The organism is Flavobacterium sp. (genome assembly GCF_965657075.1).
In the GTDB taxonomy this organism is placed as follows: Bacteria; Bacteroidota; Bacteroidia; order Flavobacteriales; family Flavobacteriaceae; genus Flavobacterium.
Window position 1 is genome coordinate 34,956 of record NZ_CBFHMV010000013.1, and the last position, 15,424, is coordinate 50,379.

The window sequence follows — 15,424 nt, forward strand, 5'->3', positions numbered from 1 at the left end:
CATATTTATTAAATATATATTAACCAAACATTAACAATTAAGACTCAAAATAAATTAAATTAATTTTTTTAACAGAATATCTACTTGATTAAACGTGTCATTTAAATTTATATTGTTGATGATAAAATCACTTTTTTGGGCTTTTTCATCTTCAGAAATTTGATTTTTAATGCGTTGCAAAACCGATTCTCTATCACAATTATCCCTTTTCATTGTTCTTTCAATCCTTAATTCTAAAGGGGCAGTTACCAAAATTATTAAATCACAGTCTAAATTGGTCTTAGATTCAAACAAAATTGCAGATTCTTTTATTACATATTGGTAATCTATCTTACTTTTAAGCCACTTTTTAAAATGTTTTTTTACTTCAGGATGGATTATTGCATTAAGTTGATTTAATTTATCTTTATCATTAAAGACAATTTCTCCCATTTTTTTTCTATTCAAAACATTATGTTCAAGAACTTCACTTCCAAAAACAGCAACAATTTTTTTTAAAACGTTTTTTGAATTGGTAATCTTTCTAGCTTCATCATCAGCAACATAAACTGGAATGTTTTGTTGTTCAAAATAATTTGCAACGGTTGTTTTTCCACTTCCGATTCCACCTGTTAAGCCTATAATTTTTGTCATCTTATTTAAAAAATAATTCAGGAAACGCCTTTTTAGGTTCTCTTTTTAAAATTCTAATCTTGATAAATGACTTTATAAAACCAATTCCATATCCGTAAAACTGAATCAAAAGTGCCCATAATGTTAACACTCCAATTTTTAAACTTTTGTTTTTAAAAGTACTATCTAAAAAAACCACTAACAGATAGAAACTTAAAAAAAGGAAAGGCATATAAATTTCCATAAAAAACAAACCTAATGTAAACACAACATAACCTAAAAACAATGTTGGAAACCAAAAGGTTAGCTTAACATATTCAGGAAACCAAGAATCTAAAATTGGTCTTGCTTTACCAAATTTGTTGACTTGTATATAAAATTTCTTCCAATCAATTCTACGCTTATGATATACATACGTTTTATTGTATAATTTAGTTTTAAATCCAAGTCTCCATAATCTCATGGACAAATCTGGATCTTCACCAGGATGAATATTTCCAAATCCGTTTGTAGCTTCAAAAGCCTTTTTAGAAAGTCCCATATTGAAACTTCGAGGTTGAAATTTATCTAGTTTTTCACTTCCACCTCTAATACCGCCAGTGGTTAAAAATGAAGTCATGCTGTAGTTTATGGCTTTTTGAATCTCTGAAAAAGAATTTAAAGCACTATCAGAACCTCCAAAACAGTCAACAAAATCATGCTCTAGTTGAATTATTACGTTTTCAAAATAATCCTTGGGTAAAATACAATCAGAATCTAAAATAATAAAATAATTGCCTGAAGCATTTTTCATACCAAAATTTCTTGAATCACCTGGACCAGAATTTTCTTTTTCAAGGTATAAAATAGATAGTTCCGTTGAAAAATCTTTCACAATTGCATCTGATTTTAAATTGGAACCATCTTCAATAATTACAACCTCAAAATCCTTTTGAGTTTGATTTTGAAGACTATTTAATAATTCCAAAATTTCATCTGGCCTATTAAATACTGGTATAATAAATGAAAACTTCATACTACAAAGATACTTCTATTTATAAAAAAACCATTCGGTTAGGAATGGTTTCTTGTTTTTAGTTTTTTATTATTGGAAATATTTTAGTCTTTTCATCGGAATTCAGCACTACAAAATAAGTTCCTTTTTCTAAAGTTGATAAATCAACAGACGTAATATAATTGTTTAAAGAAACATTGAATATATCTTGACCTAGTAAATTAATCACCTTTAAACTAGTAATTAAACTGCTATTTTCAATATAAAAATAATCTGTAACTGGATTAGGAAAATAGTTCAATTCATTAAATTCAAATTCATCATTGCCCAAATTAACCATAACTGTAACTGCAAAAGGAGAACTTTTACAACCTGTAGCAAAATTCACAGCATAATATGTAGCTCCGTTAACGAGCACTGTACCAGAAGGTAAAGGATTAATTCCGTTTAAAGCATTAGAAAATGTTGCATACCAAGTAACGTTGGTTGGATTTATTTGAATACTTTCAATAACTGCATTTGAAGCATTTTGCACAGGAAAAGATTGAGAAGAAAAACCTGTGGGTGTTGGTGAATTAGGATTTATGGTCGCTGTAACTTGTAATCTTGAATTACTTTCACATCCTGAAATAGTTTGAGAAGCATAATAACTTGTTCCATTGACTAATGCAGTTGTTCCTGTTAAAAGTGTTCCTCCTGTTGCTGCCGAATACCATTTTAGAGATGTTCCAGTAGCTGAGAGTGACGCAACTGTAGCTCCTGAACAAAAACTCTGTGTTGCTGAACCTGTTGGTGCAGAAGTTCCAAGTGAACAATCATAAGCTGAAATTCTGAATAAATTTTCATTATTACCACTAAAATCCCAAACTCGAATGTAAATTACTTCGCCTGGAGTTCTCCCTGTTAAAGTTACTAGTGGATGACCCGAACTTGAACTCTCATTATCTCCACATTGTAGTGCTTCTAAATTTGAACAATTACCTGAATATAATTGAAGTGCCGTATCGGTTAAACCACCAGGTTCTTGATTAATTTCAATAGTAATATTTCCTGAATTGGGAACCACTGTATTATACCAAACATCTTTAAAAACAGAACCTCCACAAGACGGGTTTGGTATTGAAGAAATCAAAGCTCCTTGATTTGTTGAAACTATCAAATTGGAATTAAAATTACTCCCTATTGCTAAATTTATTGCTCCAGTACATTCATCATTAGAAGGTGGACAGTATTGTTGTGTAATGAAAGAACTATTTAAGGTGCAATTTGAATCTTGATTATTTTGAATTGTAATAATTACAGAATTGTTATTTTGAAATGGACCAAATTGTACATTACTTGTTGTATTTAAAACGACTGGTGTACTTCCAAAATTATCGGAAACTGTTACAGATGAAGCTGTTCCAAAATTAGTAATTTCTGTATTAACAAAAAATTGATTTCCTGCCACACAGTTTGGAATTACCGAAAAATTAGCCGTCGGATTAGTACAAGTATTCTCAACTATATTCAAAGTATAACCAATTGATTGAGGAGGAGCGTATGAAGAAATTACAATAAAGTAATCTTCACCCGAAGTTACTGAAAACGAATTAATTTCACGAATATTTGCCGTTCCATTTGCTACACCAGCTAAACAATTTGTTCCTATATCTGAACAACTTCCATACACAAAAATACCAGAATAAACATCTGCAGTTGTTGATGGGGTTAGTTTTATATTAATATTACCTGTAAATGTAGCTGAATATTTATAAACAACATCATCTCCGTCTAAATAAAACTGAGTATTACTCCCACAATTTGTTCCTTGTCCTCCACTATAATCATCACCAAAATTAGAAGTATTATTAGTTGTTGAAAAAGGTAGTGATGAAATAATTATTGGATTTTCACAAACATTACCAATTGGAGGTGCTGCTATAGTTGTAAAACTATATTGCGAACATCCAGTTGCAGTTCCATTTCCGTTGTAAGGAATAATGGTTACGTAGTAGGTAGTATTAAATAATAATTGAGGTAAATCGTATGAAGTAACATTTCCTACATTTTGATTATTTAGAACATTAGTTCCTGATGGAGTTGTTCCAATTGTTAAATTATAACCTGTAGGAAAACCAGTAGCTGCTGTCCAGTTTAGATCAGAGGTTACACTAACATTAGAAGCGTTATTGGCAGGAATTGAAAGTATAGTGTTACAATTTGGTGCTGCTGAAGATTGAGAAGCATTAACGTTATCAATATAAATATAATAATCTCCCGAATTCCATGTTCCTAGAAATCTCATTTTAAAATCTGAACCGTTAGGTAGTAATGAAGAATTTATAGTAAATGACTTATTTGTGCAATTTATACTAGTGATATGATTTGAGTGATCAACGGTATAAACTGTAGTCCAGTTTACTCCATTATCTTGAGAAATTTGAACTTGTATGTTTCCCCATCCTAATGATGTAGGAACTATTGTTGGGTTGGAACCTGTGAAGTAATTAATTATCTTATAATCAAAGGTTACTACTAAATTATTACCACTAGAAACATTTGTGAAGTTTGGAGTTGACAACCAACCTGAAGAGGTAGTGGTTCCTGAACGCAAATTAGTTCTAAAGGAATTACCATTACATGACTGAATTGAAGTGCCTGAAAAACGACTTGCCAACCAACCAGATGGTAAAGAAGTTGAAGAATCAAAACTTTCCGAAATAGTTACCTGAGAATTCACAACTATACACATGAAAAATAAAATTAGGGGCGTAATTTTTTTCATTATTAATATTTTATATGAAACAAATGTAAAACTAATTTCTAAATAAAAAAAGGCTACTCAAATGAGTAGCCTTTTAATTAAAAATTTTATGTTAACAACTATATCTAAAATTATTGTTTAACAATTTTGATAGTCTTAACTTGATTGTCAACAGCTACTTGAACTAAATAAGTTCCAGCTTGTAAACTTGTTAAATCTAATTGAGCATTAGTATTATTTAATTCTTTTGAAAGAACAACTTGACCAAGTAAATTAATTACATTAGCAGAAGACATTTCTGAAGAATAAGATAAATTTAATACATCTTTAACTGGATTTGGATAAGCAACAAAACTTGCGTTATCGAAAGTGTCGTTTGATAATGAAGCATCAAAAGCAGAAACAACAAATTCTCCACCTGTTCCACCATTATATTTCCAAACATTTACATATAAAGTTGCACCTGGAGTTTGAGCAGATAAAACAACTTTTGACATGGCACCATTATCAGAATCATCATCATCACATTCAACTAAAGTTAATGCAGTACAAGTTCCACTGTATACTGCCATTCCAGAATCTGTAAAACTTCCAGATACTGTATTTGTATCAATAGTTAGTGAACCAGAAGCTGGTACAACAACAGAGAACCAAACATCGCCACCTGAGAAAGACGCACATCCAGGAGCTGGAGGATTAGAATTAGTTGCTGCAAGATTAGTAGATGTAACAGCGTTATCATTAAATACTCCACCAACAGTTAAAGGTGTTGCATTAGTACAGTCATCATTAGCTGGAGGACAAGTGTAATCAAAAGTACCTAAACCTAAATCACAAACTGGATCTGTACCATGTAACAAAGTTAAAGTAACCGACGAACCATTAGCAAATGGACCAACCTGTACCATTCCTGTTGCTGTGATTGGAGTTGAAACTGTCCCATCAGAAATAGAAGGAGTTCCACTTCCTAAAGCAGTTACATCAATATCAACATAGAATTGACCATTAGCACAATCTGGAGATAAAGTTGCAGTTGCAGCCCCTGGAGTACAAGAAGGAACTTGAACGTTAATAGTAAAATCTACAGTAAATCCGTAAGAACCACTATAACATGGATCCTCATTACCAACTGGCATAAAATCAGCTGTTACAATTCTCATTCTGTGATTTCCTAATGGTGCAGTAGCAGGCATAACAAATGATGCATCATAAACATTAGGACTTGTACTTGATGATACCCCTGTAAATAATAACTCTGAAGCTTCAAAAGTAAAGTTATCATTCAAATCTACATAGATATAAGTATTATAATCAAATATAGAAGTATTGAAAGATATTTTTACATTGTTTGAAATTCCTTGATTCATATTATAAACTGTAGCCGTTTGATTTGAATAGTAAGGTGCCGCAGTTACAGAAATTGGAACATCAATAGCTCCCATTTGAACGTTAGTAATTCCTGTTCCATCAACAGAACCTGGTTCAGAAGGACAATAACATCCTGTTGCTACAGTTAATAATGATTGTTCAACACATCCAGTAGCATCTCCAACAGTATTGTATGGTTTTACTGTGTAATAGTATGTTGTATTAACATTTGGAGTAGCATAAGAGTAAGAAGTAGTTAAACCTAAATCCAAATCATTTTCAATATCTGTACCACCCATAGTAGTACCAACAGAAATTTTATAACCTGTAGCTGTTGGCGTAGGATCCCAAGAAATACTGAATGGGAAGTTTCCACATGAAGCGTCTGGTGTAGCCACAATATTAGTAGCACAACCTGGAGCCGCAGCTGGAGGAGTTTCAACTACGAAATTATCTATAAAGAAATCATAATCAGGAGCATCATCTGTAGTACCATCAGTTGCATAAAAAGCAAACAAAGTAGTTGCAGAAGTTTGTGCAGCTATATCATAAACTTTTGTTGTAGATGTGTTTGTTGGTGTATTTGTGGTATCGTATGTTTCCATAGAAGTCCAAGTTGCTCCACCGTCAATCGACATTAGAAACACAACTTGATCATCACTACCCATTGTTGTAGTAGCAGTACCTCCCCAAGTAGTTGCACCAACGTCATATCTAACTCTGAAACCACCTCCTGTTAAATCAATAAACGGAGATATTAACCAAGCATTTCTACCAGTAGTATATAAATTAACTTTTACAGCTCCTGTTGAACCTGAATTTAAGAATCCATCCGCAAACCAAATCCCTGTACCTGAACCTGTCGGACCAGTTGCTGGTGTTCCTGCGTCTGATCTATTCCAACAGTTTGGAGGGAAAGTAGCAAAATCTTGAGTATAATCTGGAGTTACAGCAGCACATGCAGTTGTAAAACTGCCTGATAAAGAGGAAGTACTTGTTGATGAAGCACAAACGGCTCTTACATAAAACTGATACGCTGTTTCAGGTGTTAAAGATGTTAAAGTAAACGGATTTGTAGATGCAGGTACAATTGTTCCAGCACCTAATGTAAATCCTGGTGCACCATATTCAATTTCCCAAGTAACATCTGAAGCATTTCCAGTCCAACCAATAACAGCAGAATTACTTGTTACAGCAGTTGCATTTACTAATGTTGGATTAGCACAATCTGGAATTGGTTCCCAAGCAACATCATCAATATAAGCTGTAGTTGAAGATCCTGGATATCCTGGGTTTAATATTGCTAAGTTTCTGACACCAGTAGGAACACCAGCAGGTATTACAATAATTTCTTGTGTACTAGCAAGGTTAGCACTTGGTAATAAAACTTCTTCTAATTGAACAAAGGTAGTTACATCAGCAGCATCTGTTAAATATCCAATTTGTATAATTCTATCAATTGCAGTAGCATAGGCTTTAAATTTAAGTCTATGGGTTCCAGCAGCTAAGTTAGAAACTGGAGGCAAAATAGCATAACCTTCGGTTGGTGTTGTTCCACTTGCAAACATATATAATCTGTTAGATGCAGACATTGGAGCAGCTGAACCTGTAGTAATATATGTTGAAGTAGAAGTTCCACCTCTAGACCAACAATCTGGCATTGTAGATGAAAAATTTGTTGTATATGAATCAAAGTTTTCAAAGAAATCAGTTACATCATCACATTGTGTTTTGAAAGTAAATGGACCAGCCCAAGAACTATTTTCAGGACCAGCACAAACACCTCTTACATAATATGAATAAGATGTATTTGCCGTTAATCCACCCAATGTGTAAGAATTAGTCATGATTCCAGCAACAGAAGTTCCTGTACCCAAAACAAAGTTTGGAACTCCATATTGAATTTCAAATTCAGAAGCCGTTCCACCATTAACCCATCCTAATAATGCATCAACATTAGTTATATTTGTTGCAGTTAATGTATTTGGTTCAGCACATAATGAGTTAACTTCCCATTTAACATCATCAACATAAGCTGTTGTAAATGCAGATGTATTTACTAAACTTAATACCAACCTAGTAACTCCAACAGGAATAGCAGTTGGAACTATTGAAAATTCAGTAGCAGTGTCTGCTGTAGTTGAGGGTAATGCTACGTTTTGAATTGCTACAAATGTAGATACATCTGAAGGATCAGTAAAATAACCAACATCTATAGATTTATTTGCAGAAGTTGCATAAGCTTTGAATCTTAATCTATGCGTATCCGCTTGTAAATTTGATACATTTGGTAACAGTGCAAAAGCTGTTGTAGTAGTACCAATATTCATATATAACCTGTTAGCTGGTGACATTGGAGCCACGGAACCAGTAGTTGTGTAAACATCCGTTGAAGTTCCTGCTCTTTCCCAACAATCAGGTAAATTACCTGTTCCTGTTGGTAAACCTTCAAAATTAACTACAAATGAGTCAAGAGGATCACATAATGTTTTAAATGTACCTACTGAAACCCAATTTCCAAAATCATTTCCACATACTGAACGTACATATACATAATAAACAGTATTGGAAGTCAATGAACTTACAGAAACTGAATTTGTAGCTTCTGGAGTACCAGAACCTGTTGGAGCAGTTGCAGAAGATGAAACAACATATTCATAACCGTTTGCAGGAACACTACTTGGAGGTGTCCATGTAACAGTTGCAGAGTTGGCTGTAATATCAGTTGTTGTTAAACCAGTTGAACCAGGACAAGTTGGAGGTGTCCAAGTATAAGTTGTACCTTCTGGTATTGCAACAGTATTGTCTGTTTTAAAAACAGATTGAGAAACTGTATTTGTAGAAGCATCAACATTAGTAAACAAAGTTGCAGAAGTTGCTAAACCAATTGTATACCCACTAAAATCAGAATTTAAAACTAAACCTGTTCCATATACAAATTCAATAACATTTGTAGTTTCATTTAAAATACATTGAAATTTAGCGTTAGCTACAGCGCCTGTATTGGTATTTCTAGGTACTGTAACAAACCATTCTACAATTAATTTTCTGTTAGGAGCAGTTCCAGTTAATACATAATGTACTTTGCCAGAACCTGTTGCTAAATCATCCCAATATGTCATGATCACAGGAGAAGTAGTTGCTGCATTTGCTGCAGTATTTGTCCACTGACTTGTAACAGCTGTAGCACCTAATCTAAGGTTACCATTAGCATTTGCAGAGAACTCTGTGTAATCTACTCCGGCGTAATTAAAGGTAAATCCAATATTCGTAACTGGTGAAACTCCATCATCTGAAGCTGAAGCTACCAATTGTGTTGAAGATGCCATTGGATCTAATACTCCACTAGTACCTGCAACAAACGAATACGAACTTACTTGTGCGTTTATTTGCCAAAACGAAAGCATAGCAATAAACAATAAAGTAATTTTTTTCATAATAAGTTATTTGTTTGTTAATAAAGTGCTAATATAGGAATATAATTTTCAAAAAAAAAGCTACTCGGTTAAGAGTAGCTTAAAATTTTAAAAATTAACATTTAAACATTTTACTGCTTGGTAATTTTTATAGTTTTCTCAGTATTATTGGCTTTAACTTTTACTAAATAAACTCCAGTATTCAAACTCGACATATCTAATTGGTAGTTATTTGAATTAATTTCTTGAAGCATTATACTTTGACCTATCAAATTAACAACAGAAATAGAAGAAATTTCTGACGTATGAAATATGTTTAATATATCATTTACTGGATTTGGGTAAAATACAAAGTTTGCATCATCAAAACTATTAGTGCTTAAAGTGTTATCCACAGTTATTATATAATCTTCAGCTTCTCCTCTACCAGAAGAAAAACTACATGCATCATCATTTCCTGGATTTGAATCATTATAATCAATCAACACACGCATTCTATAATTTCCGTTTGCAGTCGTTGCAGGAATAGTTATAGAACCTGTAAATGGACCACTACCATAAGATGTAGTTGAATATACCATATCTGATAAATCAAAACTTAAATCATTATCCCAGTCAATCCAAATTGCACATCCAACAGTAGCTCCAACAATACCAACATTAAAATCAAAACTTTGAGTTGATCCCAATGTTAAACTCAAATTTGTAAAATCACCATAATTTCCTGTTGAAAATCCAGAAGCATTATTAGTAATGTTTGTGGATGCTAAAGTAGTTGAAAAGTTGTCAACATAAGATAAACTACTTGTTCCTGTAGGAAAACAATAACAGCCATTAACAGCAGTTGTAAAACTTTGCTCTACACAATTTGTAGCTAAACCAACTGAATTGTATGGTGTTATAGTATAATAATATGTTGTATTAATAGTACCTACAAATGAATAGGTTAAAGCGCTTGCTAGATCAAAATTATCTAGTACATTGTTAGCTCCAGCAGTGGTACCTATTGTAATATAATATCCATCTGCTAATGGAGTAGCATCCCAACTTAATACTGTTGGTTCATTTCCACATGATGCATCTGGAGTTGCTAAAATATTTGTTGCACATACAGGAGCATTAGCAGGAGCTTCTTCAACAAAGAAATCGTCTACACCTAAATCATTATAAAAATAATCTGAAGTAGTACCATTTGGATTTGCAATAGCATAAATTCTGAATTTAGTAATAGTTGGCACAGTCGAAGGAACAGAAGCAGAAACTTTAACCCATCCAGTAAAGTTTCCAGTAAGGGTTTGAATATTTAACCATGCAGCACCATCCCAAACGTCTAAAGCAATAGAATGATTTATTGTATTGGTTACATTATTTGAAGCAAACCAGAATCCCGCAACTGGATTTGTTAAAGCACTCATATCAATTAATGGAGTAACCATTTCGTTTGCTAAAATATCCGATGAAGAATCAATCCACATGTAATTTGCAGTTCCTGTTGTATGATCACCATAATTAGGTAAATAGGTATGCCCTGTATTTATTGCATCATTTGTTACGTCCCAAAAATCAGGACCAACTTGTGATTCCCAACAGTTAGGTAAATCTGTATAAGGAGAAACTAATGCTAAACTATCAAAATTTTCAGTGTATGGAGCCACAAATGCAACACAACTAGTTGTAAAAGTGATAGGTCCAATCCACGGACTTGTACCTGAAATACCTCCACAATCAGATTGAACGTAAACTTCATATGTTGTAGCAGGTGTTAAACTTGATAACGTGTAAGGGTTATTTGTAGTAACTCCTGAAACTAAAGTACCTGAACCTTGGATAAATCCAGGTAAACCATATTCAATATTCCATGCAGTTGCTGTACCTAATTCTGTCCAACTCAAATCAACACTTGAAGTTAATACATTTCCAGCCACTAATGAAATAGGTTCAGGACATGCTGGTATAGCTTCCCATCTAAAATCATCTAAATATGCTGTAGTTGAACCTGTTGGAAATCCAGGATTTTTAATACATAAATTTTTAACACCAGCAGGTAAGGCTCCAGGAACAATAGTAAATTCAATTGCATTAGCAGCAACAGTACTAGGTAAATTAATTTCTTGTAACTGTACAAAAGTATTAACATCTGATGCATCAGTCAAATAACCCACTTCTAAAGTTCTATCTATTGCAGTGGCATAGGCAAAAAACTTAAGTCTATGTGTGTTCGCTTGTAAATTAGATACTGAAGGTAAAATTGCATAAGACTGAGTTGGTACAGTAGCTGTTCCACTTGCAGTCATATATAAACGTATTGTAGGTGACATTGGTGCTACTGAACCCGTTGTTAAATAAACTAATCCATTTCCACCTTTATTCCAACAGTCCGCTAAAGGATTTGCTGATCCTGTTGCATATCCTTCAAAAGGTTCATAAAATTCTGTTACATCATCACATAATGTTTTAAATGTTGATGGACCCGTCCATGGACTAGAATCTGAAGTACTACAAACTGCTCTTACATAATAATCATAACTAGTATTTGCTAGTAAAGTTGTTAATGTAAAAGGATTTGTTGGAGCAGCAACAATAGTTCCATCAACAGAACCCTGTACGAAACCAACAGGTCCATATTCAATTTCCCATGCAGTTGCAGTGTTCCCTTCTACCCAATTAATTTGAGCAGTATTATTTGTTATTAAATTTGAAGTTAAAGTATTAGGTTCCACACAAGTTGGAATAGCTTCCCATTTTACATCATCAATATATGCAGTTGTAGATGCTGATGGAAATCCTGGGTTTTTGATACACAAATGATAAATCCCAGCTGGTAAAGCACCAGGTACTATTGTAAATTCCTCAGTAGAAGCTAAGGCAGTTCCAGGTAGTGTTATTTCTTGCAATTGAATAAATGTTGCAACATCAGATGGATCGGTTAAATACCCAACCTCTAAAGTTCTACCTGCTACAGTTGCATATGCTTTAAATTTTAATCTGTGTGTATTTGCTGCTAAATTTGAAACACCAGGTAATATTGCATACCCTTCAGTAGGTGTTGTTCCGCTAGCAAACATATATAATCTATTTGCAGGAGACATAGGAGCTGCTCCACCTGTAGTGATATACGTTGATGTTGAAGTACCACCTCTAGCCCAACAATCAGGCAAACTTGTTGTTCCCGTTGGATAACTATCAAAATTTTCTACGAATTCTGTAACATAATCACATTGGGTTTTAAATGTATAAGGACCAGACCAAGAACTGTTACTTCCAGAACATTTCGTTCTAACATAATACTGGTAAGACGTATTGCCTAATAAACCACTTAGTAAATATGGATTTGAATTAACATCATTAACAAATGTACCAGACCCTAAAGCAAAATTAGGCTCTCCATATTGAATATCCCATAATGTTTCTGTCCCACCTGGAGTCCAACCTAATGTAGCAGAGTTGTTAGTAATAAAAGAAGCAGTTAAAGTGTTTGGTTCTACACATGATGAATTTAATTCCCATTTAACATCATCAATATACGCAGTTGTTGAAGTACCTGGTGTTATACTAAATACTAATTGATTTACTCCTGATGGAACAGTTGTAGGTACAACTTCAAATTCTAAAGTACTTGCTAAAGTTGTACTTGGCATAGTAAAACTTTGTAATTCTACAAAAGTTGAAGAATCCGTAGCATCGGTAAAATACCCTACTCTTAATGTTTTATTTGCTGTTGTACAATAAACCTTAAATCTCAACCTATGCGTATTTGCTTGTAAGTTAGATACTGGAGGCATTACTGCATACACATCTGTTGTTGCAGAAATATTCATATACAATCTATTGGGTGCTGACATTGGTGTGTTACTGGCTGTAGTTAAATAAGTATTTCCAGTTCCTAATTTACTCCAACAGTCTGGCATACCAGCTGCTGAACCTGTTGGCCAAGCATCAAAATTTTCTACAAATGCTGCCACATCATCACATAATGTTTTAAAATTCACTGGACCTATCCAATAACTATCTCCATCAGTACCACCACAATTGGATCTAACATAAATTTCGTAATTGGTGTTAGACATTAAAGTAGTTGGATTTACAGTAGTAGATGTTGTAGAAATTGGACTTGAAGGAATACCTGTTCCTGCTGGTTGAATAGCATATTCCCATGCGGTTTCTGTACCACCTTGAGACCAACTTACATTTGCACTATTTGTAGTAATGTTTGAAACTGTTAACGCTAAAGGTGCTGGACATGTTACTACAAAATCAAAGCCAATTAATGGTCTTCTATAATTGGTACTTGATAAAGAAGCTGCTAAAGTACCTGTAGTATTGTTATTGTATTTAGTTGTATTACTATTTGAAATATCCGAACATGGAGCCGTATACTCATAACTCCAAGAAATTGATGAACTTGCAGTTGTATTTACATACTCATAAAAAACTGCTAAATTTTGAGTTCCAGAATACAAAAAGTTGGTAGTAAATTCAAATTCTTTCCAACCTACATCTGTTCCAACTGCTGCAGCTGGATTGGAATCGTAAACAAGTGTAGCACCTGTAATTCCAGTAGTCCAATCTAAAGCGGTTGATCCAAAGTCAGTTTCAGAAACTTCTTTCATGTAGACTTTAAAATTGGGAGTTCCAGCCATTGTACCAGTTGTACTAGTTCTATTAAAATAAATAGAATTTAAAGTTTGTCCTGCCAAAGTAACTAATTGACTTGATGGATAAATAACTGCAGTCCTATTGTTTGCATTTGCAGTAGCTGTGCTGTACATTGGTCCATAAGTTGTGGAACCAAGGTTAGAACACGAATTTATTGTCCAGATTTGAGCATTCAGCTCAAAAACAGAAAATAAAAGTAAAATTAATAAAGTAATTTTTTTCATTTAAATAGTTTTTTAATGTTTGTGATGATAAATATATTACAAATAATTTAATTAAATATTAATATTTTTTTAACATAATCAATATATCACACTTAATTACATAAATGTTGCATTTGTAACAAAAAAAAGAAGCGTTAATACGCTTCTTCTTACAAATATGATTTTTTGTTCAATTTATATACTTGGTACACCAATCATTTCATTAGTGTCAGTTAAATAATCTACTTCTTTAAATCCGAAACCAAATAAATTTAGGAAATCTTGTTTATAACCTTCTAAATCTCCTAATTCAATTAAATTTTCTGTGGTAGATTCTTCCCAAAGTTTGGCGATTTTTTCTTGAACATCGGCACGCATTTCCCAATCATCTATTCTAATTCTACCCTTATCATCTAAAGGAATTTCTGAATCATTATAAAGTCGTTCACTATACAAACGTTGCATTTGTTCAATACATCCTTCATGAATTCCTTCTGCTTTCATGATTTTGTATAATAAAGATATATATAAAGGTATTACAGGAATTGCTGAACTTGCTTGAGTAACTAATGCTTTATTAACCGAAACATAGGCCTTACCTCCTATTTCTTTTAAACTATCTGTAATAGAAAAAGCTGTTGCTTCTAAATGATCTTTGGCTCTACCAATAGTTCCTTTTCTATAAACGGGCTCAGTAACTGCTGGTCCTATGTACGAATAAGCTAAAGTCATGGCATTATCGGCTAATAAATTTTCTTTTTTCAAAGCTTCCATCCACATGGCCCAATCCTCTCCACCCATAACCACAACAGTGTTATCAATATCTTCTTGATTAGCAGGTTCTATTGTTACTTGTGAAACTTTACCTGTATGAAAATCTACTGTTTTATTAGTGAAAGTAGCTCCAATAGGTTTTAAAGTTGAACGATGCAAAACTCCAGTTTCAGGATGCATTCTAACTGGGGAAGCTAGACTATAAATTACTAAATCTATCTTGCCTAAATCGGCTTTAATTAAATCTAAAGTTTGTTGTTTCACTTCATTTGAAAAAGCATCTCCATTGATACTTTTTGCATATAAACCCGCCTTTGTTGCTTCTTGTTCAAAAGCAGCTGAATTGTACCAACCTGGAGAAGCTGTTTTTCCTTCTTGCGGTGGTTTTTCAAAGAAAACTCCTATTGTTGCTGCATCACATCCAAAAGCACTTGTTATTCTTGAAGCCAAGCCAAAACCTGTAGAAGAGCCAATGACTAAAACTTTTTTGGCACCTTCTATTTTTCCTTTGGATTTTACGTATTCTATTTGATTTTTTACACTTTGTTCACAACCTTTTGGATGAGCTGTTAAACAAATAAATCCTCGCATTCTTGGTTCTATTATCATTTTAGTTTGATTTAAAATTGATTTTATTTTTAGTTTAGATTAACAA

General features: G+C 33.2%; 6 protein-coding genes. All 6 read right to left on the bottom strand.

Annotation, left to right across the window (positions count from 1 at the left end; genetic code table 11):
- Positions 1 to 54 precede the first annotated feature (54 nt).
- The 6 genes from coaE to fabV all read right to left on the bottom strand — a co-directional run bounded on the left by coaE (position 55) and on the right by fabV (position 15,378).
- Positions 55 to 633 (bottom strand): dephospho-CoA kinase, encoded by a 579-nt coding sequence (gene coaE / locus ACTF56_RS08760; protein WP_438966520.1) that lies wholly within the window; start codon positions 631 to 633, stop codon positions 55 to 57.
- 1 nt (position 634) lies between these two features.
- Positions 635 to 1,627, bottom strand: a complete 993-nt coding sequence (locus ACTF56_RS08765) for a glycosyltransferase (protein ID WP_438966521.1) — start codon at positions 1,625 to 1,627, stop codon at positions 635 to 637.
- A 58-nt stretch (positions 1,628 to 1,685) separates the two neighbouring features.
- Positions 1,686 to 4,373: a T9SS type A sorting domain-containing protein gene (locus ACTF56_RS08770; protein ID WP_438966522.1), complete on the bottom strand. Its 2,688-nt coding sequence runs from the start codon at positions 4,371 to 4,373 to the stop codon at positions 1,686 to 1,688.
- A gap of 110 nt (positions 4,374 to 4,483) precedes the next feature.
- Positions 4,484 to 9,157 (bottom strand): fibronectin type III domain-containing protein, encoded by a 4,674-nt coding sequence (locus tag ACTF56_RS08775; RefSeq protein WP_438966523.1) that lies wholly within the window; start codon positions 9,155 to 9,157, stop codon positions 4,484 to 4,486.
- 110 nt (positions 9,158 to 9,267) lie between these two features.
- Complete coding sequence (locus ACTF56_RS08780) at positions 9,268 to 14,016, bottom strand: fibronectin type III domain-containing protein (RefSeq protein WP_438966524.1); 4,749 nt, start codon at positions 14,014 to 14,016, stop codon at positions 9,268 to 9,270.
- Between the two features lie 174 nt (positions 14,017 to 14,190).
- Complete coding sequence (gene fabV / locus ACTF56_RS08785; protein WP_438966525.1) at positions 14,191 to 15,378, bottom strand: enoyl-ACP reductase FabV; 1,188 nt, start codon at positions 15,376 to 15,378, stop codon at positions 14,191 to 14,193.
- Between the last annotated feature and the right edge of the window lie 46 nt (positions 15,379 to 15,424).